Source organism: Paenibacillus sp. FSL H7-0350, assembly GCF_038593195.1.
Taxonomy (GTDB): domain Bacteria; phylum Bacillota; class Bacilli; order Paenibacillales; family Paenibacillaceae; genus Paenibacillus_AQ.
In genome coordinates, this window is the sequence record NZ_CP151972.1 from 3962739 (window position 1) to 3984883 (window position 22145).

At 53.9% G+C, this 22145-nt stretch carries 15 protein-coding genes, 1 pseudogene and 1 riboswitch; of the genes and pseudogenes, 7 read left to right on the forward strand and 9 right to left on the reverse strand.

What is annotated here, in order from left to right; translation table 11 throughout:
• Window positions 1-377 precede the first annotated feature (377 nt).
• A riboswitch (cyclic di-GMP riboswitch) is annotated at window positions 378-470 on the forward strand.
• Window positions 471-544: 74 nt separating this feature from the next.
• Both NYE24_RS18065 and NYE24_RS18070 read left to right on the forward strand, forming a co-directional pair.
• Complete coding sequence (locus tag NYE24_RS18065; protein WP_342476336.1) at window positions 545-2194, forward strand: flagellar assembly protein A; 1650 nt, start codon at window positions 545-547, stop codon at window positions 2192-2194.
• 30 nt (window positions 2195-2224) lie between these two features.
• Window positions 2225-3199 carry an aldo/keto reductase gene (locus tag NYE24_RS18070; RefSeq protein ID WP_342476337.1) on the forward strand — a complete coding sequence of 325 codons (975 nt, stop codon included), beginning with the start codon at window positions 2225-2227 and terminating at the stop codon, window positions 3197-3199.
• A gap of 101 nt (window positions 3200-3300) precedes the next feature.
• On the opposite strand, the gene hcp is transcribed toward NYE24_RS18070, so the two are convergent.
• A complete protein-coding gene (gene hcp, locus NYE24_RS18075; protein ID WP_084648829.1) occupies window positions 3301-4953 on the reverse strand; it encodes a hydroxylamine reductase in 1653 nt (550 codons plus the stop codon).
• Window positions 4954-5085: 132 nt separating this feature from the next.
• On the opposite strand from hcp, the gene NYE24_RS18080 reads away from it, so the two are divergent.
• On the forward strand, window positions 5086-5790 hold the full coding sequence (locus NYE24_RS18080) for a Crp/Fnr family transcriptional regulator (protein ID WP_076159359.1): 705 nt from the start codon (window positions 5086-5088) through the stop codon (window positions 5788-5790).
• A 9-nt stretch (window positions 5791-5799) separates the two neighbouring features.
• Window positions 5800-7212, forward strand: coding sequence for an aldehyde dehydrogenase (locus tag NYE24_RS18085; RefSeq protein ID WP_342476338.1), 1413 nt, complete (start codon window positions 5800-5802; stop codon window positions 7210-7212).
• Between the two features lie 201 nt (window positions 7213-7413).
• On the opposite strand, the gene NYE24_RS18090 is transcribed toward NYE24_RS18085, so the two are convergent.
• Entirely contained in the window at window positions 7414-7779 is a 366-nt protein-coding gene (locus NYE24_RS18090) for a DUF6713 family protein (RefSeq protein ID WP_143804349.1), read from the reverse strand.
• Between the two features lie 166 nt (window positions 7780-7945).
• The gene (locus NYE24_RS18095; protein WP_342479258.1) at window positions 7946-10855 is read right to left on the reverse strand and encodes an ABC transporter substrate binding protein; all 2910 of its coding nucleotides are present in this window, start codon (window positions 10853-10855) and stop codon (window positions 7946-7948) included.
• A gap of 273 nt (window positions 10856-11128) precedes the next feature.
• Between NYE24_RS18095 and NYE24_RS18100 the strand changes: the two genes are divergently transcribed.
• From NYE24_RS18100 to NYE24_RS18110, 3 genes are all read left to right on the forward strand, one after another.
• Complete coding sequence (locus tag NYE24_RS18100) at window positions 11129-12106, forward strand: LacI family DNA-binding transcriptional regulator (RefSeq protein ID WP_036692019.1); 978 nt, start codon at window positions 11129-11131, stop codon at window positions 12104-12106.
• A 438-nt stretch (window positions 12107-12544) separates the two neighbouring features.
• Window positions 12545-12916: a hypothetical protein gene (locus NYE24_RS18105; RefSeq protein ID WP_036692017.1), complete on the forward strand. Its 372-nt coding sequence runs from the start codon at window positions 12545-12547 to the stop codon at window positions 12914-12916.
• 62 nt (window positions 12917-12978) lie between these two features.
• A complete protein-coding gene (locus tag NYE24_RS18110; RefSeq protein ID WP_342476339.1) occupies window positions 12979-13128 on the forward strand; it encodes a hypothetical protein in 150 nt (49 codons plus the stop codon).
• A gap of 155 nt (window positions 13129-13283) precedes the next feature.
• Here NYE24_RS18110 and NYE24_RS18115 read toward each other — a convergent pair.
• The 6 genes and pseudogenes from NYE24_RS18115 to NYE24_RS18140 form a co-directional block, all read right to left on the reverse strand.
• Window positions 13284-13556, reverse strand: a pseudogene (locus NYE24_RS18115) (group II intron maturase-specific domain-containing protein); the annotation flags it as partial.
• A gap of 280 nt (window positions 13557-13836) precedes the next feature.
• Window positions 13837-16890 carry a beta-phosphoglucomutase gene (gene pgmB / locus NYE24_RS18120; RefSeq protein ID WP_235218356.1) on the reverse strand — a complete coding sequence of 1018 codons (3054 nt, stop codon included), beginning with the start codon at window positions 16888-16890 and terminating at the stop codon, window positions 13837-13839.
• A gap of 48 nt (window positions 16891-16938) precedes the next feature.
• Window positions 16939-18030 carry a carbohydrate ABC transporter permease gene (locus NYE24_RS18125; RefSeq protein WP_076159369.1) on the reverse strand — a complete coding sequence of 364 codons (1092 nt, stop codon included), beginning with the start codon at window positions 18028-18030 and terminating at the stop codon, window positions 16939-16941.
• Complete coding sequence (locus tag NYE24_RS18130) at window positions 18030-19145, reverse strand: sugar ABC transporter permease (protein WP_051493245.1); 1116 nt, start codon at window positions 19143-19145, stop codon at window positions 18030-18032. Before NYE24_RS18130 ends, NYE24_RS18125 begins: the two co-directional genes overlap by 1 nt.
• Window positions 19146-19281: 136 nt before the next feature.
• Window positions 19282-20712 (reverse strand): ABC transporter substrate-binding protein, encoded by a 1431-nt coding sequence (locus tag NYE24_RS18135; RefSeq protein ID WP_036692008.1) that lies wholly within the window; start codon window positions 20710-20712, stop codon window positions 19282-19284.
• A gap of 363 nt (window positions 20713-21075) precedes the next feature.
• Window positions 21076-22080 (reverse strand): LacI family DNA-binding transcriptional regulator, encoded by a 1005-nt coding sequence (locus tag NYE24_RS18140; RefSeq protein WP_036692006.1) that lies wholly within the window; start codon window positions 22078-22080, stop codon window positions 21076-21078.
• Window positions 22081-22145 lie beyond the last annotated feature (65 nt).

Sequence of the window (22145 nt, forward strand, 5' to 3'; positions counted from 1 at the left end):
GTGGACAAAATCCAACTGCTATATAAGACGCATTTAAGATTAGAACTTAAAGCCTGCTCCTCGCTGCGGTGAACATATGCCCCTCCGCTGCTTTTTGCTTTTTCCACCTGCCGGGCGAAGAAGACCGTCCCCCTTTTTCCAGTTCTCATGACTTCCATAAGCTGTAAGCGCTGGGAAACCAGTTTTTTTGTCGAAATAGAGCTGCATATTTTAAGTTTTTTGATAAATAGGCATAATATAGTTGAAAAATAGCTCTTTAAGTACTAGAATTAAGCTTGTTTGCAGAAGTTAATGCCGCACAAGAACTATTTATGACTCTTTTTGTCGATTACAGTCGATCACAATTCATCGCCTCTACAGGATGTATCTCATTGATCTATTTCTAAAGGCAAACTTCCCGAAAGGGCAGGACGCAAAGCCATGGGCCTAAGAACGCCGGAATCTGCGTTTACGGTCGCCAGGCTGCCAATAGAGACCACTTAAGCCAACTGTTTACGGGAAGTCTCCCGGGCTTGATGATGTTCTTTCTCTGTACGAATTGCCATTGATCATACGAAAAAGTGAGGTTACAACCATGCCGCAGCAGGATATCGAACCAAGCCGATATGAATTCGTAGAGTCCCTGATGCACGAACGTAAAGGTCTCCTGGATTCATTCTCTGTGGAGGGCCGGGCTTCTGACGGGACAACTGGGGATAAGAATGGAATTATCCTCGTGCAGGACAACCAGATATTCATTACTCCCCCGCTCCCCGGAGGCACTCCCGCCCGCATTTCTGCGATCCACCCTGTTGTCCTGAAGATCAACTGGAAGACCGTTACAGCGCCAACCGAGGTGACCAAGGCAGATTATATTACCTGGGAGATCTGCGAGAAGCCGCAGTATGAAATTACCGTATCGCCTGACAAGCTCAAGGTCCATTTCACTTTATACCGTGCAGAGAAGTACGCCTGGAACCTGGTCAACTGCCCCGCCGCCTTCGAGGCGGTCGTCCGTGCCCAGCCCAACCCGGCAATGCTGCTGTCCACGCTTACCATAGATCAGATTATCGCCTCACTGGACAACCGTTTTATTTTGCGCAACCTGAATATTCCCGCCCTGTACGCGGAGCTGGAGAACCCTACATATCTTCCCGTATGCATCGCTGAAGGAAGAGCCCCGCTGCCCGGCAAGGAAGCCCGGCTGGAATTGCAGCTGCCGGAGCATACACTGGTGGGGAACGGGATGCTTCATAGACAGGGAAGCCGGGCTCAGAAGCCTGCGGATACCATGGAGTATCTCCGTTTCCCGGGAGCCCCCTTTACCTTTGCAGGTGAAGTCTTCGCCCGCAAACTGCCGCCAGAAGAAGGCATTCCCGGCCTCGACACAGACGGAAGGGTCCTGCCCCCTCCCCCGCCGCAGGATATCTACTTTGCTGCCGGTAATCATGCCAAACTCCTTCCCTGTGGTAATATCGTAGCCAAGCACACAGGCAGACCCCGTATCTGCGGAGGAAACAGCAGCGTCCGAATCTGTGACTTCCCTCCAGTCTGTCTGCTGACCAGGGAGATGATGGACCCTGGCGGTGACGTTATGTTCGCAGGCGACATCATTGTACCGGGTGATCTGGATGGATCTGTAAGGATCGAAGCCCTGGGGAATGTGTACGTCTATGGCGATATACGCCAATCTACAATTATAGCCACCGGCAGCATTTATGTTAGCGGCCAGGTTACCGGCAGCGGCCTGTACGCCGGATATGCCGGGGTACAGCAGCATCGTTTGCACAGCTTAGCAAGCCTGCTGCGGACAGAGACGGACGGACTGCTTGAGGCAGCGCGCCAGCTGGCCAAGAATGTGGAATCCCGACAGCAATCCGTGAATTACGGCCTGGTGGTTATGCTGCTGCTGGAGGATAAATACAGCCATCTCGACAGCCTGATCCGCGATTTCCAGGCTGCCCTAAGCCGTATGAACGGAGAGTTCGGCTTCGGCACGGACCCGCTCCGGCAGATGCTTGAGGTATTCGCCCATCCGGGACAATACACCGGGTACATTACAGACAGTGTCCTAAGCCGCTTCTCCAGGCTGCTGCTTAAGCTGGGCGAGGAGATTGAGCTGCTCCAAGAGGAGCATGCGGTGATTAACCTTGCCCGGTCGCAGGACAGCCGCCTGGAGTCCTGCGGCAAGCTGCTTGTGCGTGATTCCTGCTAAGACTACTACTAGATAAGGAGAAGTGAGCGCATGCGATATAACCGTCTGGGCAATAGCGGCCTGCAGGTATCCGCCCTGGGTCTTGGAACCAATTCATTCGGCAAACGGGCAGATCTGGAGACCTCGGTCCGCATTCTGCACACCGCTATGGATCAGGGCATTAATTTCATCGATACCGCCAATATCTATGCCGGCTCTGAATCGGAGCGGATCATCGGCCTTGCGCTTGAAGGCAGACGCCATAACACAGTGCTGGCGACCAAAGCCGGATTGCCGAAGCATGAGGGACCCGGCGGCAGCGGCTCTTCGCGCCATCATCTGATGCAGGAGCTGGAAGGCAGCCTGCGCCGGCTGAAGACCGACTATGTGGATCTGTATCAGATCCATACCTTCGATCCCTACACACCGCTGGAGGAAACCCTGCGCACGCTGGATGATTTGATCTCCGCAGGCAAGGTGCGGTATATCGGAGCCTCCAATTATGCCGCCTGGGAGCTGATGAAGGCGCTTGGGATCAGCGAAGCCCGTAACTGGGCGAAATACATCTCTATCCAGTGCAGCTATTCGCTGGCTGACCGTACGCCCGAAGCCGAGCTGCTTCCGCTCTGCCTGGATCAGGGTCTGGGCATCATCCCATACTTCCCTCTGGCGGGCGGTATCCTTACCGGCAAATATTCCGGCAGCAGCAAAGCCCCTGCCGGCTCCAGAGCAGAGACCGATCCGAACTTTCTCCGCTTCCTTACCCCGGAGCGCATCTCGCTCGGGGAGCAGGTTCAGGCGATTGCGGAGGGGCTGGGCACCTCACCTGCGGCTCTATCCCTGTCCTGGCTAATGAACCGGCCCGCGGTCTCCACGGTGATTGTCGGAGCGACTACAGTAGAACAGGTACAGTATAATCTGCAGAGTCTTTCTGCTTCGCCGGATGCGGGGATACTTAAGCAGCTTGACCTGGCCAGCGCCGCCTTCCGCACCGGCGAGCCGTTTGCGGTCTACCGGCTGCCGTAAGCGGTGACGGTGACAGTGACGTTCATATCTATAAACACACAAAGCGAGCTCCCGTAGACGGAGACTCGCTTTTGTGTATTTTGGCTCATGAAGAATGTGTATTATACCGCAGCGATGAACCGCTCCATGTCTTCCTGTACGGTAGTAATACCGCCGATGCCGAAGGTATCTACCAGAACCTTAGCTACGTTAGGCGACAGGAAGGCCGGAAGCGTAGGGCCCAGATGAATGTTCTTCACGCCCAGATGCAGCAGCGCCAGCAGTACGATCACCGCTTTTTGCTCATACCAGGCAATGTTATAGGAGATCGGAAGATCGTTAATATCCGCAAGACCGAAGACTTCCTTCAGCTTAAGTGCTATAACCACAAGAGAATAGGAGTCATTGCACTGGCCGGCATCAAGTACGCGCGGAATTCCGCCGATATCGCCAAGCGCCAGCTTGTTATATTTGTATTTGGCACAACCTGCGGTCAGGATCACCGTGTCACTAGGCAGCTCTGCTGCGAAGTCGGTGTAATAATTCCGGCTCTTCATCCGTCCGTCGCAGCCAGCCATGACGAAGAATTGCTTGATGGCGCCGCTCTCTACTGCTCCAACCACCTGATCTGCCACGTTCATTACAGCCGCATGGGCGAAGCCGCCGATAATCTCGCCTGTCTCAATCTCTACCGGAGCACTGCAGCTCTTGGCCTGCTCGATCAGAGCTGAGAAATCCTTCTCTCCGTCCGCGCCTGCCGCGATATGTTGAATGCCCGGATAACCGGTGTTGCCTGTCGTGTACAGCCGGTCTTTGTAGCTGTCCTTCGGCGGTACGATGCAGTTCGTGGTCATCAGAATCGGACCATTGAAGCTGGCAAACTCCTCATTCTGCTTCCACCATGCATTGCCGTAGTTGCCTACGAAGTGGCTATATTTCTTAAAGGCCGGATAGTAGTGGGCCGGCAGCATCTCACTATGCGTATACACATCCACTCCGGTACCCTCGGTCTGCTTCAGCAGCGCCTCCATGTCCTTGAGATCATGACCGCTGATCAGAATACCAGGGTTCGTGCCTACTCCAATATTGACTTTGGTGATCTCCGGATTACCGTAGGCTGCGGTGTTGGCACGGTCAAGCAGCGCCATCACATCCACGCCGAACTTGCCGCACTCCAGCACCAGAGCCGTCAGCTCACCGCCGTCCAGATTATTATCCAGCGCAGCTGCCAAGCCTTTTTCCATAAAAGCATGTGCCCCAGCTTCGTAGAAGCCCAGTACCGCAGCATGCTCCATGTAAGCAGCCATTCCCTTCAGACCATAGGTCAGCAGCTCGCGCAAGGAGCGGATATCCTCATGCTCCGTAGCAAGCACACCCACCGCTCTCGCCTTGTCCATCAGCTCTTCATCCGTCACCGCATTCCAGTTCGCCGCGTCATGCTCCGACAAATAGGCCATTACTCCGGCATCAGCCACTCTGCTGCGCCACAGATCCCGCAGGGCCAATCCTTCCCGGATCTTCGCAGTGAAGTATTCCGGCACGAAGTTGGCATTGGTAATCGTAGCGAACAAGCTCTCTATGATAAATTTCTCCGTCACCGGATCGGTAATCCCCAGCTCACGCCCGCTGCGCGCGAAAATGGCAATGCCCTTGAGTGTATACACCAGTAGATCCTGCAGATTTGCTACCTCACTGGTCTTGCCGCATACCCCCTGAATCGTACAACCGGTCCCCTTAGCTGCCTCCTGACACTGGAAACAAAACATTTCGCTCATTACCTGAATCACTCCTTATCATTAATGGAATCGCTCTGTGCCTCGCCTTTACAGTTACCAATAATTGTAGTAGACTTTCGTCTATCAATCGGTAACGAATGTTACCAATCACAACTCATCGGGAGGAAAAGTATGAGACCGGAGCCTGCTTCGCTGCAAGCCTGCCTGCTATTTCGCGGAAAATCCGCAGATGAGATCGAACAGTTACTGTATACGCTGGTCTACTCTGTCAGCTCCTACCATAAGAATGCGATTATTCTGGCAGAGGGTGATCCGGCGGAACGGCTTGGGATTCTGCTCTCCGGCCGCATCGAGGTACAGAAGACACACCCCACCGGCAGCAGTGTGACCATCGCGCATCTGAAGGAGGGGCAGACCATCGGCGAAGCCGTATTGTTCCGCAGGAATAACACCGTGCCCGCCACCGTCACAGCCACTGGCCCCTGCAAGGTGATGTTCATCAGCAAGCAGGAGCTGCTGAGATTATTCGCAGCCGACACCGATATCCTCACCCGCTTCATCGAGAATCTGTCCGAGCGGCTGGTGCTCGTGAACAGGAAGATTGAGAACCTGTCCGCCGGGCCGCTGCGCCGCCGTATCGTAGACTTCCTGCTGGAGCAGGGAGAGCAGCAGGAATCCGATACCTTGAAGCTTCCCTTCAGCCGGAAGGAATGGGCCGAGCATATGAACACCGCCCGCCCCTCCTTGTCGCGGGAGCTGGGGTTCCTGCGCGACCAGGGCTGGATCGAATTCAAGGGCAATGAAATCACCCTGCTGAACCGGAGCCGGATGCATGATTACATCCAGACTCTGCCTTCTTCGGCAGGCAATCTATAGGAACCGCAAATGACCGAGGAGGATACAAGCATGCCACCGTCCACTGCACAACAGATCGACCAGCTGCTGACTAAGCACAGGCAATGGTTTGCCAGCGGAGTCACGAGAACCCCCGGCTTCCGGCTGGAGCAGCTTCAGAAGCTGAAGGAGGCTATCTCGCGCAATGAAGCCCGGATTATTGCTGCACTGAACCAGGATCTGCATAAAAGCGAGTTCGAAGCTTATGCCACAGAAATCGGATTCACGCTGGACAGCATCGGCTATATGATGAAGCACCTGCGGCGCTGGATGAAGCCGGTGAAGGTAGGCTCACCGCTGCACCTGTTCCCGGCGCGGAGCAGAATCATAGCCGAGCCTTACGGAACGGCGCTAATTATCGGGCCGTTCAACTACCCGTTCCAGCTGCTCATCGAGCCGCTAATCGGCGCCATTGCTGCCGGGAACTGCGCCGTACTGAAGCCCTCCGAGAGTACACCCGCTACCTCCGCTGTTATCGAGAATATGATCCGGGAGACCTTTGATCCCGCTTATATCCGGGTAGTACAGGGCGAGAAGGAGACGACGAATCTGCTGATTCATGCGGCGTTCGATTATATTTTTTTCACCGGGAGTGTGCCTGTAGGCAGAATTGTCATGGAAGCGGCGGCGAAGAACCTGGTGCCCGTCACCCTTGAGCTGGGCGGCAAAAGCCCGGTAATCGTAGACCGGAGCGCTGACCTGGAGACCGCCGCGAAACGGATTGTCTGGGGGAAGCTGATCAATGTGGGGCAGACCTGTATTGCGCCTGATTATCTGCTGGTCCACAGCGAGGTGGCAGCGGAGCTGATTGAGCGGATGAAGCGCTGCGTCACCGATTTCTATGGCACCGACATCCGGCACAACACAGACTATGGGCGGATCGTGAATGAACGCCAGCTGCGGCGGATCGGAGAGATGCTGGAACGGGACCGCGATAAGCTGATTTTGGGCGGGACAGTGATCCCTGAGGAGCTGTATATCGAGCCGTCTCTGATCTATCCGGCGGATTGGAGTGACGCTTCCATGGAGGACGAGATCTTCGGGCCTGTGCTGCCAATTATGGAGTATACACGGCTGGAGGAGGCCATCCAGAGCATCAACGCCCGTCCGAAGCCGCTCGCTCTCTATCTGTTCACCCGCGATAAGCAGGTGGAGCAGCAAGTGATGACCGGGGTATCCTTCGGCGGCGGCTGCATTAACGATACCATCTCCCATGTAGCCAGTACCCGGCTGCCGTTCGGCGGTGTCGGGAACTCCGGGATCGGCGGCTACCACGGCAAATACAGCTTCGACCTCTTCTCCCATCACAAAAGCATTGTTAAGCGGGGCACCCGGTTTGACCTCGGCATTGTCTACCCGCCTTACGGCAGCAAGGTCAAGCTGGCGCGGAAGCTGCTGAAATAGCGCGGAGCGAGACGAATAGCGCCATTCTCATGTGAATTGCCGATTTAAAAATCCTGCCCATTATGCAACACTTCCTCTGATACAGCGTGTATTTAACCAATTAGAAACGGCTGCGCCGTCCTTTTAAAGGACGGTGCCGTTTGATTTACTCATTTGGCCTGCGTCCTGTGATTTCAAATGCACTATAGGTGGCTGATGCTGCTACAAATACATTAACCCAACAAGATGCAACAAACCCAATAGGCCCATTGGATATATAATTAATCTAGAGTATAGGTTCTTAAAATTATTACTTGGATGCTTCTCAAAGAAAAAATGGGCGATCGAGTGAATAATTAAAAATATGTCTATTATAACGAAAGATAACAGATGTTGACTTATAAATGAAAACAGTAAAATGGCATACAGTGGCAGATGCAAAATTGTGAATACTTTAAAGGCACGTTCATCTGTCAACTCTCTCAGGAAGATAAACATTCTCCATTCCCTGGCTCTGATTGCATCCATTTCGTGCACAAGCAAGAGAGCAAAATTAACCGAAAAAATCGTTAGTAAAATTGATGACAAGCCTACACCTCACTTATTGATATACTCAGAGTTAATTTCATCATAAATAGATAGTTACGTTTCGAGACACGGAAAGGTTCCGGTGAACTACATAATCCCACTTCTTCTCCATGTTGCCGTATTACTCTGTGAGAAAACCCGGACTTATTCGGTTCACAGCTTAACCTCAACCCACCATCCGCCCCGCCACCCAGCCCGCGACCTCTTTCTCTGGAATAGGCTTGCTGATATAGTAGCCCTGAATCTTGTCACAGCGGGTCCGCTCCAGAAAAGCAAGCTGCTCCGGGGTCTCCACCCCTTCAGCGGTAACATTCAGTCCCATATCATGGCCGATGGTGACGATGGAGCTGGCCAGCGACATATTGTTCGGGGTATCAATGCTGTCGATGAAGGACTTGTCGATCTTCAGGGTAGTAATCGGGAGCTGCTTCAGATAGCTGAGTGAGGAATAGCCCGTTCCGAAGTCATCCAGCGCAATACCAATGCCCCTCTCCTTGAGCGCCTCCAGCTTGGAGCTGATCGCCTCGAAGGATTCCATGAATATTGATTCCGTAATCTCCAGCTCCAGATACTCCGGCGCAAGCCCGGTATCCTCCAGCACGCTCAGCACCATCTCCGTGAAGTCCTCCAGCATCAGCTGAATGACCGAGATATTAACCGAGATATGGTAGCCCTCATAGCCCTGATTCTGCAGATCCTTGGTGAACCGGCAGGCGGCACGCAGCACCCACTCACCTATGGGAACGATTAAGCGGCAGTCCTCGGCAATCCGGATGAAGGATAAGGGGGAGACGAAGCCGAGCACCGGGCTGTTCCAACGGATCAGCGCCTCGAAGCCCCAGATCTCGCCAGAGCCGGTATCCACCAGCGGCTGGTAATGCAGCGACAGCTCATTATTGGATACCGCGCTTCTCAAGTGATTCTCAATAATCATCCGTTCGTCAAAATACTGCTGCATCTCATGCCCGTAGATCATATAGCTGCCCTTTCCCGCTTCTTTGGCCTTGTACATGGCAATGTCGGCATTCTTCAGCAGCTCTTCCGCATTCCCTCCGTTCTCCGGGTACTCCGCAATTCCAATACTGGCCGAGATATGCACCACACTCGCATGAAGCTGGAATGGCTCCTTGAAGCCCTGTACCAGGGAATCCGCATAACGGATCACCTCACCCGCCTCAGCCACATCCTTGAACAGAATCACAAACTCATCACCGCCGAAGCGGAAATGCTTACTGCGCCCGTCAGCGCGGCTAAGCAGCCGTTCACCGACCTGCACCAGCAGTTCATCCCCGAAGGTATGGCCCATGGAGTCATTAATGTACTTGAAGTTATCGATATCCAGGAAGAACAGCGCCGCATGGCCGCCGGAATGCTCCTCAATGAACCGCTGCAGCTCCTCGGATAACGACAGCCGGTTCGGCAGACCGCTAAGCACGTCATTATAAGCAAGCAGCCGGTATTTCTCCTCACTGGTCTGCAGCAGTGCCTGATTCTCCACCACCTTGTTATACTGCTCCAGCAGCTCATCCTGTAGGGCAGTCAGCTCCTCATAGGTCGATTCCAGCTCCTGATAGCTCGTCTGCAGCTTGCTCTCATAGCCCTTGCGGTCCGTTACATCAACCATCGACCCGGCAAACCGGATATATCCGCCGCCCGCATTACGCAGCACCTTGCCCCGCGCCTGAAACCACTTGTATTCGCCCGCCTTGCTGCGCATCCGGTATTCAGCGTAGTAGTAAGAAGAACGACCCTCCAGATGCTGAATGCGCAGCCGATTCTCCTGCTCGGCATCCTCCGGATGGAGGATATCCCGCCAGCCGCCGCGGCTCTCATTCAGCTCATCCCGGGCATATCCGAGCACCTCATACCAGCTGTCCGAGAAATAATAGATCATCGTAGACATATCAACGTCCCAGATTACCGCATCCGAGCCGTAGGTTGCCAAGCTGAAGCGTTCATTGCTTTTTTCCAGGTTGCTTCTAATCCTTCTGACCAGCTGCACATAGAATAACAACACCATAATGAAGGTTACCAGCACCGCAAAAGCAGCCACGATGCTTAGCACCAGCACCTTGTAGGTCTGATAGAAGGAGAACGGCTCGTTAATCACTTCGCTGCCCTTCGGCAGCTTCTCCGGCGATATCTTGAAGCGCTGCAGCTCATTATAATCAAATACCTTGCGTACACTGCTGTCGGTCACCACCGGGATATCCCCGGCACGCTCCCCCTTCAGGATACGCAGCGCCTGATCGGCCGCCGTCTGCCCCTGCACTCTGCCGCTGATCAGGCTCCCGCCGAAGGCCCCATGGTTCAATCCAAAATCATAAATATGATACACCGGAACACTGCTGCTCTTGCCCAGCTCGCTTGCGAACCTGTCGAACTCCACAATTCTTCCGGTAGAGTCACTATAATATGTAGTCATCAGTATAATACTGTCCGGGGACAGCGCCGATGCCGTAGCTTTGATCTGTTCCATGGACAAGCGGTTCATGGGGAACAGCGCAAGCTCCGGATTCAAGGAGCTAATCTGATCCATCACCATCCGGCCGGTCGACAGCCCGCTCTCCGAATTATCGAAGACGACATACACCTTTTTCAGCGAAGGGTTAAGGTCCATGGCCATACGGATGGTGGGGGAAGCATCGATTTTCTCAATAACGCCTGTCATGTTGCGCTTATCCGGGATGCTGTCCACCCCCAGCTCGTTGACCCCGCTGAAAATAATCGGAGCATCGTTCAGAAGCTCATGGCGGTACTTCATCGCGAAGCTCAGCGCCGCATCGTCTGTTGTAATGATCGTTTTAATATGGATGTTCTGATACTTGAAGCGGATGGTTTCGTAGAAATGTTCGAGGTTCCCCTGCGTGGGGTACCTTTTCCAGTCCATGTATTCGGTGTAGATGACGGGAGGATTAGCGGTACCTTTGAGACGTTCCTCTATGCCGGCACTTTGGTCATCGGTCCAGGCGAAGCCCTTCTGATAGGAATGCAACACCAGCACGTTCCGGGCGGGAAGCTCCTCGGCTGCGGCGAATGCAGCTCCTGCCGGGCCTGTTGTACACAGGAAGATCATCAGAGGCAAGAGTACACTCCTTAAAAATCTGAGATGAATATGATCTACACTCATTCGCACACTCCCGTTCATCTATCTCATAATCGGAATCTGACAAGTCGAAGGATAATGTATACATGGGGCTTCATTACGGGGACTGCTTTGATACAATTATAGGGGGAAAAGGTGTTTTTAGAAACAACAAAAAGCGACAGCAGCCGTAGATATTGGACAGAGCAGACTGCTAACGTTAGAATGAATCTGCAGTTGACTGCTTAGACAGGAGGCCTGGCCATGCCGACCATCAAAGACGTTGCGCTGAAGGCTGGCGTATCGGCAACCACCGTATCCCGGGTACTGAACAACAGGGGTTACTTAAGCGAGGAATTGAAGCACAAGGTACACCAGGCGATGGAGGAGCTGAATTACCGGCCGAACGAGTTGGCACGCTCCCTCAGCCGCTCGAAATCCAACATTATCGGACTGATTATTCCGCATGTATCTTTGCCTTTTTTCGGCGAATTGACCAGTCATATTGAAGAACATGCCTACCGGGAGGGCTATAAGCTGCTGCTCTGCAATTCGTGGCAGGACAAGCAGAAGGAACAGGAATACATCCACATGCTGCGCGCAAGCCGGGTAGACGGCATTATTATGGGCAGCCATACGCTGGAGGTTGAAGCCTACCGGCAGATGAATCTGCCGCTGGTGACGTTTGACCGGCAGATCTCACCGGATATCCCTTATGTCTGTTCAGATAATTATGAGGGAGGCCAGCTGGCTACAACTCTTCTGATCCAAAAAGGCTGCCGCCACCTCGCCCATATCGGCGGGCATCCCAAGCTGAATATCTTATCCCATCTGCGCTGCGTGGCGTTCGAGGATACCGCGAAGCAGCACAGCCTGGAGTATGTCACCCTCCATACCGACAACAACAGCTTCGACTTCGAAGCTTACGAGCAGCTGCTCGGGCAGCTCTTCCTGGAGCATCCTGAAGTGGACGGGATTTTTGCAGGCAGCGATATCATTGCCGCCTACGCCCTGAAGGCCTGCCGCACCAGAGGACGGCGCGTCCCGGAGGATGTGAAGATCGTCGGCTATGACGGCATCGCGCTCCGCAGCCTGCTCGACCCGCCGATCACCACCATCCGCCAGCCGATGGAAGCGATGGGCCAGCTGGCAGTGGACCTGATTCTGCAGCTGGTGCAAGGCCACAGCGTGGCCGCTGCGCATATTCTGCCTGTGGAGCTGGAGGAGGGGGGGACTACTTGAGGGGGGGCTGCCACTTAACTGGAAATCCTGCCTTTTTACGGTTTTTAATTGTACAGCATACATCTATCGCCGAAAGTTGGCCTCGAACAAAACTCCATACATCGCTGCATATATGAGTGTAGCCGAACAAGCCTCTGCATAGCTGCAGAGGCTTGTTTAATCTCAATTGTGTTAGTGGTCTACTCCGTGTCCCATTGGCACAAACCCGTATCATCTTTTAGTTTAACCGAGGTTTTCAAAGAATGTAAAAGTGCATTAACAGCATCAATTATATTCCCCACCCCAAGGAGCGGACGGTCACTACCGTCAAGGTATTCTTCGCACTGGCGGCGTGCGTTAAGCTAACGGGAAGAGCTTAGACTTTTTTATGAAAAGAGGGTTTTGTGGTATTATATGTTATTATAATTTGTGAAATAAATGGAATGGGGGATTCAAAATATGGAACGTAAAATTCAACTAATGGAAACCTACGTAAATATCGACCTTGGAAACTCACCCTTTTTAAAAATAGATAAAGGGCTGCAAATTCCATACTCTTCCATCAAGGGAATAACAACAGGCAGACCGATACCAAATGCTTTTAAACTATATGGTGCTTTATTAGGAGAAAAGAGAAATGGGTTATTCAGATCAAAAGGTGGTTTTCAACTGCACTTTTTTGAGAATGAGCTAGAAACTCTTCATTTCGATTTGGATAGCTTTAAAGTTGGTAAGTTCAAAATATCAAAGTTGATCATTGGCATTAAAAATCCTGAAGAAATAAGTAAAAATATTTCCGAAAGAGTTGAATTAACGTCGAATGATAGTTGAACAAGTATAGTACTCCGGCACTCTGCTTTTTCCTAGAAGAAAGGGTATTTTTTGCGCAGCAGTTGAGACTGTTGAAGCTGAATCACTTCTTCATATCCGTTGACCAGCCATCAACAGGCGCCGAGTACACCATAGCCGGCAATATTTCGGATCAAGTTATCTCGGATATCGCGGATTGGCTGAACGGTGTGTCTGCAGCAAAAACGCAATAAGCAAGCATAAACGGACAAGCGTCAATCTGGGTTTGGCTCATGAAAAGAAAAAATCACGGAGAACGATAGCGCAATGATCGAGTAGGAGGGGGCGCCTAGCCCCCGTCCTCTCACACCACCTTACATGCGGGTGCGCAAACGGCGGTTCCGAAAGGTTAACAAAGCTCTAAATAACGAGTAAGCAAAATTTTCAGTGCTTTCGCTTCCCAATAGGAAGTCGGAAGGGCGTTGTTTGTGTTTCGAGACATTTCCCACGCTCCACGTCTGGAGTTAGCCATGACAAAACCCGCCCATTCTGGGACGCCGAGTGCTCGAAGCTCATGGATTCGAGTGCGTACCCGTTTCCATTGCTTCCATAAGCACATATGCAGTCTGCGGCGAATCCACTGGTCGAATTTCTCACAGTGCCCTTTCGCAGATGCTATTCGAATGACCGCGTCATGCGCTCGCTTCCCAAGGCGAAAACCGTACCTATGCCTTGAGAAGTCCACATCGAAGATCGGGTCCATCACTTGCGTATACCTTGGATCGTGCATTTGCCTCTAGCTTCCTTCAAATTCCGCCTCGCGGCGGACACCCTTGCTCTTGGCTAACGGTAGGCGTTCACCAGCACATTGTATACGGTTTTCCGCATACATCCGGCCACGCGCCCGCTCCCTTCCTATACGCACAGCAATCTCGCTGCCCGATGCCGCCTACCGCAAGCGGCTAACGCGCGAACAGTTTAAATAGTTTCCCGGCATCGAGCTCCGCCGTAGAAGGCAGCACCAGGTCGGCCGCGCCAAGCTGCCCGGCCGCGCCGATGCCCACAGCCTTCATGCCCGCCGCCCGGATCGCGGCCACGCCTGCGGCTGCATCCTCCACGCCGATGCAGTTGCCCGGCGGAACACCCAACCGCTCTGCCGCCTGCAGGAAGATCTCCGGATCGGGCTTGCCCTTCCGGAGCGCAGCCGGGTCGGCAACGGCCTGGAACCACCGGGCTGCGCCGAGGCGCTCCAGAATCAGCGGCGCATTCAGGCTGGCCGAGGCCAGCCCCACAGCGATTCCCCGCTCGCGTAGGGAATCGAGCAGCTCCCGGATACCCGGCAGGAGGTCCGCCGGGGTGATCCGGCCGATCATCTGCCGGTAATGATCGTTCTTCTTCTCCGCGAGCCGGAGCTTCCCGGCTTCAGGCAGCTTCGCAAGACCGCTGCCCTCCAGCACGATCTCCAGCGATTCCATCCGGCTGATGCCCTTCAGCCGTTCATTCTTCTCCCGGCTGAAGGGTACGCCCAGCTCATCCGCAAGGGCCTGCCAGGCCAGATAATGAGCCTCGGCGGAATCCGTAATCACACCGTCAAGATCGAAGATTACAGCCTCCAGCCGGTGCGCCAGCGAAATCCTCACCGGCTCCTGCGGAAGCAGCCGCAGCGGCTGCTTCTTATGTCTAATCTCAAGCGCTGTTCCCTCCAGCAGCGTATACACTACCGCTTCACGTTCAACGAAGATATCCAGCAGTTTACCACCCACTGTAACCTTAAAGCGGCAGCTCTCCCACTGCTCCGGCAGGACAGGGGCAAAACCCAGTTCCCCCTGAGCCAGCCGCATGCCGCCGAAGCCGTTCACAATCGACATCCAGGACCCGGCCATCGCTGCCATATGCAGCCCGTCCTTGGCATTATGGTTGATATCGTCCAGGTCCATCCGCACTGTGCGGCTGAAATAACGGTATGCCCCGGCCAGATCTCCGATCTCCGCAGACATAATACTGTGGATACAAGGAGACAGCGAGGAGTCATGCGTCGTCAGTGGCTCATAATAATGATAGTTGCGGAGCTTATCCGCCAGGCTGAACTTGTCCCCTAGCAGGAACAACGCCATGACCAGATCGGCCTGTTTCAGCACCTGATGCCGGTAGATTACAAGCGGATGATAATGGAGCAGCAGCGGATACCGGTCCGCAGGCGTATGCTCGAAATCCCATTTTTGCTTACTCAGGAAGGTGTCATCCTGGGCATAAATGCCGAGCGGTTCGTCAAAAGGAATGAACATCACTGCGGCCGCATCCCTCCAGCTCTCTGCCTCTTCGGGAGTTAATCCGATCTCTTGCCGCAGCCGTTCGTAATCCGCCGGATAATCCCGCTGAAGCAGCAGAGCTGTCTCATAGGCATACTGGAGCTGATCCTGCACCATGAGGTTGGTGTAAGCATTGTTATTCACAATCGCTGTATATTCATCCGGCCCAGTTACTGCATCGATGCAGAAGGCCCCTCCTCGCGCGGGGTTATAGTGGCCCAGATCGGCCCAGAACCTTGAGGTCTCGAACAGTATCTCTGCCCCCCGGCTAACCAGAAAATCCATATCACCGGTCGCCTGGACATATTGCTTCAGGCCGTAGGCAATGTCGGCGTTGATGTGCGCCTGGGCAGTACCTGCGGGGAAGTAGGCGGAGTTCTCCTCGCCGTCAATCGTCCGCCACGGGTACAACGCCCCCTTCTGCGACATAACCGCTGCCCGCTCCCTGGCCTTGCCGAGCGTTGCATAACGGAATTCCAGCAGCGCACGGGCAATCTCCGGCTGTGTGAAGGTGAAGAACGGCAGCATGTACATCTCCGTGTCCCAGAAATAATGCCCCTCATAGCCTTCACCGGTTAAGCCCTTGGCTCCGATATTCGTTGCTCCGTCCCGGCCCACGGATTGCAGCAGCTGATAAGCATTGAAGCGGATGCCCTGCTGGAGTGCAGGATCACCGCTAATCTCTACATCAGCCTGTGCCCAGAAGCTGTCCAGATACGTCTGCTGCTCCCCGGCCAGACCGGCGAAGCCCAGCTCCTTGGCTAGTGCCAAGGCTTCAGCACTCCGGCCGGGCAGCTCCTCCTCCCCGTAATCCCTGGAGGTGTGATACGTTATATATTTGGTAAGCGTCACCGTCTCTCCGCTGCGGACAGCAGCGGCATAACAGACGGAGATGCGCTGTCCGATCAGCTGGTGACTCATCTCGCGCCCGGACTTCGCCTGCAGCGCATGGCTGACAGCAGTCAGCAGCGCGAACCGTGTATGCCGGGTCCGCTGCTTCATCCACAGGTCCCCGGAGGCTTCGTCATAACCGGTATTCTCCAGCAGCAGGCTGGGCACCGCGCTGCCCGCTCCCAGCCTGGGATCATCCGTCGCTTCCGGCCGCCGGATCTCGCCGTCCACCGCAGAATCGAACTTCAGTGTCCCGGAGAAGTTCAGCGCCGTCACGGCATAGTCGATAGCGGCCAGATGCTTGTGCGCCAAGGCAACCATCCGGCGGATCACCAGCAGCACCCGGTGTCCGGCGGGAGATTCCCACTCCAGCTCCCGGTGCAGCATGCCGCTCCTCATATCCAGCCGGCGCTTATACCGGTGCAGCTTCCCCTGATCCAGCCGGAATTCATGCCCTTCGATACTAAGCCGGATGATACGGGCATCGCTCACATTCAGCATGGCCTGGTTGCGGGAGGGGTACCCGAAGGCCCCCTCAGGATAGACGACCGGCTCGGAATCAAAGAACCCGTTCAGATAATTCCCGGCAACCGACCGACCTGTTTTGCCATAGTAGCCTTCCTCGAAATTGCCGCGCATGCCAATATAGCCATTGCCGAGTGTGAACACACTCTCGCTCCGCTGATTGTATTCATCCTCGTAGTGTTCCTCTTCAATACTCCACTCCCTGTAAGGGTATAAGGGGGGAGGATGCTCACAGGACTTCATCTTTATTTTCATCTCTGTGCGTATCTCCGTACTTGTCTCCGGTCTCATCTTCGTATTCTCCTCCCGATTGCCGACTTCTCTTGTCCCTGCCGCGGCTTAGCCCTTGACTGAGCCGCCCATCAGACCCCGGACGAAATACTTTTGCAGCAGGAAGAAGATCGCCAGCGGCATCAGCATCGAGATAAAAGCTGCCGAGGTCAGCAGATGCCAGTCATTGCCGCGCGAGCCGACCAGATCGGCGATCTTCATCGACATGACCTGCACCGACGGCTGGTTCCCGATGAAGATCAGCGACACCAGATAATCATTCCATACCCAGAGGAACTGGAAGATCCCGATGGAAGCGAGCGCAGGCACGGACAGCGGCAGAATCAGTCTGCTGAAAATCGTAAAGTGGCTCGCGCCGTCAATAAAAGCCGATTCAAACAGATCCTTCGGCAGCTGGCTGATGAAGTTGTACATAAAATACGTGACCAGCGGCAGCCCGAAGGCTGTATGTGCCAGCCAGATTCCAAGATAACTGCCGTTCAGCCCAAGCGCCGTGTAATCCTTGAGTACCGGAATTAGTGCAACCTGAATCGGAATGACCAGCATCGCAATAATGATCACGAACAGCGTTTTCCGTCCCGGAAACCGCAGCCAGGCGAAGGCATATGCGGCAAAAGAGGCGATCAGCACCGGAATCACGGTCGCCGGAACAGCAATTGTAAGTGTATTCCAGAACGCCTGCGATAATCCGCTCCCCTTCTGTACCGTTTCACTGCCGTCTGCTTCCTTGAGTGTGTACTCCTTGCCGGACAGCACATTCTTGTAGTTGTCGAGCGTAAGGTCAGGCACTGCCTGCCAGCCCTGCTCCTGCATATTAACCGTGCGTGCCCTGCGGTTCTCCCACATCAGGCGGCTGCCATCCGCCTTCACCCCTGCCTTGAGCTGTTCATCCGTATAGGTCTTGCCATTCACCTCAATTGGCTCACGCAGATCAACCTCCTTGGAGAGCTGCACCGTCTCGCCCGCTTTCCATTCCTGATGGGGGAACACCTTCCACCAGCCCGTCTGCAAAATATCCGCTGCGGGACGGAAGGAGGACGCGAACAGTCCGAACGTCGGCAAAATCCAGAGGAAGCAGATGACGCCCAGAATCAGATTGACGGCCGTTTTGCTGCCCCTTTTTTTCTTGGTGCCTACCATTAGAATCCCCCCTGCTTGCGGAACTGCCGCAGATTAATAAGAATAACAGGCAATACCGCGATCAGGAGCACGATAGCCAGCGTAGAGCCGTAGCCGAAGTTACGGTACATGAAGAACTGCCGGTAGAACTGCGTCGCAACAACTTCTGTATCGTATTGACCTCCTGTCATCACCATGACAACGTCAAATATTTTCAGCGTAAAGACAATAATCGTGGTGGTCACCGTCAGAATCGTTGTGGAGATGTAAGGAATCATGATGCCAAAAAAGATCTTCACCTCACCCGCGCCATCCACCCGTGCAGCCTCCAAAATATCCTCGGGCACTCCTTTGATGGCTGCGGAGAAAATGACCATCGCAAACCCCGTCTGCATCCAGATCAGAATGATAATAAGGAAGAAGTTGTTCCACGGCTGCAGCATACTCGTCCAGGCCTGCGGTTCACCGCCGAAATAGGTGACAATCGCATTCAATAGTCCAATTTGCTCATCGCCCGGCTGATAATAATAGACGAACTTCCAGATGACCCCGGCGGCAACAAAGGAAATAGCCATCGGCATGAAAATAATAGATTTGGCGATCCGCTCATAGCTGCTCCGGTCGGCAAGAATAGCAATCAGCAGCCCGAAGCAGACACAGGCCAGCGTGCCCACGAACACCCATAGCAAGTTATTGCGCAAGGCAGTGCCCATCAGACGGTCGCTAAAGATCGCGGCGTAATTGCTGAGTCCGACGAACTTCTCGGAGGACGCGTTGAAGAAGCTTAAGTACAGCGTCCGCAGGGCCGGCAGAATCAGCAGCCAACCGAGAATAAGGACAGCCGGTCCGACAAAAACATAAGGCAGCACCTTCCTGCGGACATGGTCCGGGTACTGCTCTACTGCCCAGGTCAAGGTGTAATAGATCAGATATACGCCCAGCACGCCCCACAACACTGCGAGCACCGCAGTCAGCAGTGGATGAAGCGTTGAATCGCGGAAAAACAGAAAAATCAGCCCGTTGACCACAATATTCGCAAGCAAGACGCCCAGCGATAGCAGCACTGCCCTGCCGCTAATCCTCTGCTTTACCTGCGCCCCGGCGGCACCCGGCTCCGGCCTTATTTGTGCATCCATATCGGTTCCTCCTATAGGCTCTGTTGGAGCAGAGCCTTCTTCATAAGCACCCGTTAACACCAGTTGAGGGGCAGGCCTGATTGTTCAAGACCGCCCCTTCAACCTCTTGGCGTCTAATTCCGCGCTTGCCTGGTCCTTAGTTCTTCCAGCCTGACTGAATCTGCTCCAGGGCCTGATCCAGCGTAGCAGTTCCGCTCACATAGTCAGTCATGCCTTTCCAGAAGGTACCTGCACCCACCTTACCCGGCATCAGGTCCGAGCCATCGAAGCGCAGAGTAGAGGCGTCCTGTACCAGCTTCGCCATCCGGCGGTCGGATTCGGACTGGTACCAGTCGAGGGAAGCATCATTCATAGGGGCAATGACACCGCCGGATTGCACCCAGCTTTTGATCGATTCGCCAGTAGTGAAGAATTCCATTACCGCGCGTACCTCCGGGCGGTCATTGAACATGGAGTAGATATCGCCTGCCACCAGGACCGGCTTGCCATACTGCTCATCAATCGGCGGGAGATAGAACCAGTCATAGTCTGTATCCACCTTGGCCGTTTCCGGGAAGAAGCTGGTAATGAAGTTCCCCATCAGGTTGAACCAGGCTTTGGGCGGGTTCTCGAACATCGGCTTCGGAGCATCACCGAAGGCAGTAGTGACAATGGATTTAGCACCGCCGTAGACATAATCCTTGTTCAGCCAGATCTTGGACATTACTTCCACCGCGTTCTTCACTTCAGGCGAAGTGAACGGCAGCTCCCCGCTTACCCACTTGTCATAATTCTCAGGCGTCGTAGTCCGCAGCATGATGTTCTCTACCCAGTCGGTTGCCGCCCAGCCGGTTGCCGCGCCGCTCTCGATACCGATTGCCCAGGCCGGGTCACCGTCTTTGGCGATTTGCTCCGTCAGAGCCATCATTTCATCCCAAGTCTGCGGAACCGTATATCCCGCTTCGTCAAATTGCTTCTTCGGATACCAGACCAGGCTCTTCACATTGCTGCGGTTCCAGATCCCGGCCATAATCTTGCCATCCTTGCCGTCCATGGTGGACATATCCAGCCAGCTCTTATTGTAATTGGCCGTCAGCTTCGCCTGATCCAGCACCCCGGTCAGATCGATAACCTTGCCAGTCTTAGCAATAGAGGCCAGCAGGCCCGGCTGCGGGAAGTCCGCGATATCCGGCGCATTGCCGCCATCGACCCGGATATTAATTGTGGCTTCGAATTCCTTAGAGCCTTCGTATTGAATATCAATGCCGGTTTTCTCTTCGAATTCCTTAATACTGCTCTCGAACTTCACCTGGTCCGCATCGACAAACGGTCCGAACATCGTGACCTTCGTGCCTTTGTATTCACCCTTCATCGCCAAGTCCAACGGGCTGCCTGCCGCAGCGGGATCTGGGCTATCTGTTGATGCTGCGTTGTTATCTGCCGAAGGTGCTGCTGTCGGCGCTTCTGTAGCCGCCGGGGCCTGCGTTGGTGCAGCGTTGTTATTGCCGCCGCAGCCGCTGAGCATCATGGTGAAGGATAGACACAGCACCATCGCAAGTGACAGTTTACGTGCTGGAGCTTTCTTCATTGTTTCATACATCCCCTTTAATTGTTTTTAGAGACTGCATCAAGCCAGCTTCATTACCGGAACCCCTTCCGGCAGAGCAGCAACTCACCCCCTTATCGAAATTCACGGACACCAGGCACCCACACTCATTAACACCGCTAATTCAAACGTACATTCTCCATATCCACTATAATGTATGCGCTTCCAATAGTGCGTTAGTACCTTCTGCTGCGGGTACGTTTCCTGAAACAGTTCCTGAACCGGTTCCCGAAACGATTCGCTCACATTCCTGTAACCCGCCATTCTGAAAAGCTTTTCAAAATAGTCCGAAGAAACCGTGCTGCCCTGTCAGGCAGCCGTGCTTCAGCCCGCCGGAACTACGTCTCATTTCTCACGCGAGGATTCTCTTACGATTAGCTTATGTTCCATCTTCTCTTTCATGACAGCCACCTCGCCTGTGGTCAACAATTCATGCAGCTTCTCTGCCGCCCGGTATCCCAGCTGATAGATAGGTTGTGCGATTGTTGTCAGCTTCGGAATGAACATCCCCGACATCCGCAGATTATCGAAGCCGATGACCGACACTTGACCGGGAACCAGAATATTGCGGTCCTTTAAGTAAGAGATCGTTCCCATGGCGAACTCATCCGCTACACAGAATACAGCGGTTAGCTCCGGATATTCAGTGAACAGCTCGTGCGTAGCCTGATAGGCCTGCTCAAAGCGGTGGTTGGCGTACTTGATTTTGCCGATATTACGCTCCAGCCCCGATTCGCTCAAGGCTCTCACGAACCCCGCCATCCGCGGTGGCCCGGACACCGAATTATCATGATTGAAGCCGATCATCCCGATCTCCCGGTGCCCCAACTCAATCAGGAATTTAACAGCATCATACGCCGCCTTCTCGTCATCCACCTCCACTGACGCTACCTCATACTCATCGGAATGGGAGGAGACCAGCACGAATGGAATTCTGCAGTCCACCAGCTTCTCATAATACTCAGGGTGCAGAATATCACTGGCGAACACAACACCATCCACCTGCTTCTCATGAAAAGTATCCATATAGGACAATGTCCGCTCCTTGTCACGGTCTGTATTGCAAATCATCAGACTGTAACCGAGCTTAATGCAGGCATCCTGCATTCCCCGGATCACCCCTGCGAAATACAGGTTCTCAATATCGGGAATGAGCAGCCCGAGGGTGAAAGACTTCCTGTAAATTAGTCCCCGTGCGAATGCATTAGGCTGATACTTGAGCGCTTCTATCGCTTCAATGACCCGGCTTCGCTTGCTCTCCACTACCGTATCCGGCGCATTCATTACACGGGACACGGTACTGATGGATACTCCGGCCATCTTGGCGACATCTCTGATAGTTGGCTTCATAGTCTGACTTCCTTCTTATTCTTTTTGCCCGAAACGTGTGCCCTCCTTATCAGGATTGGCCTAGC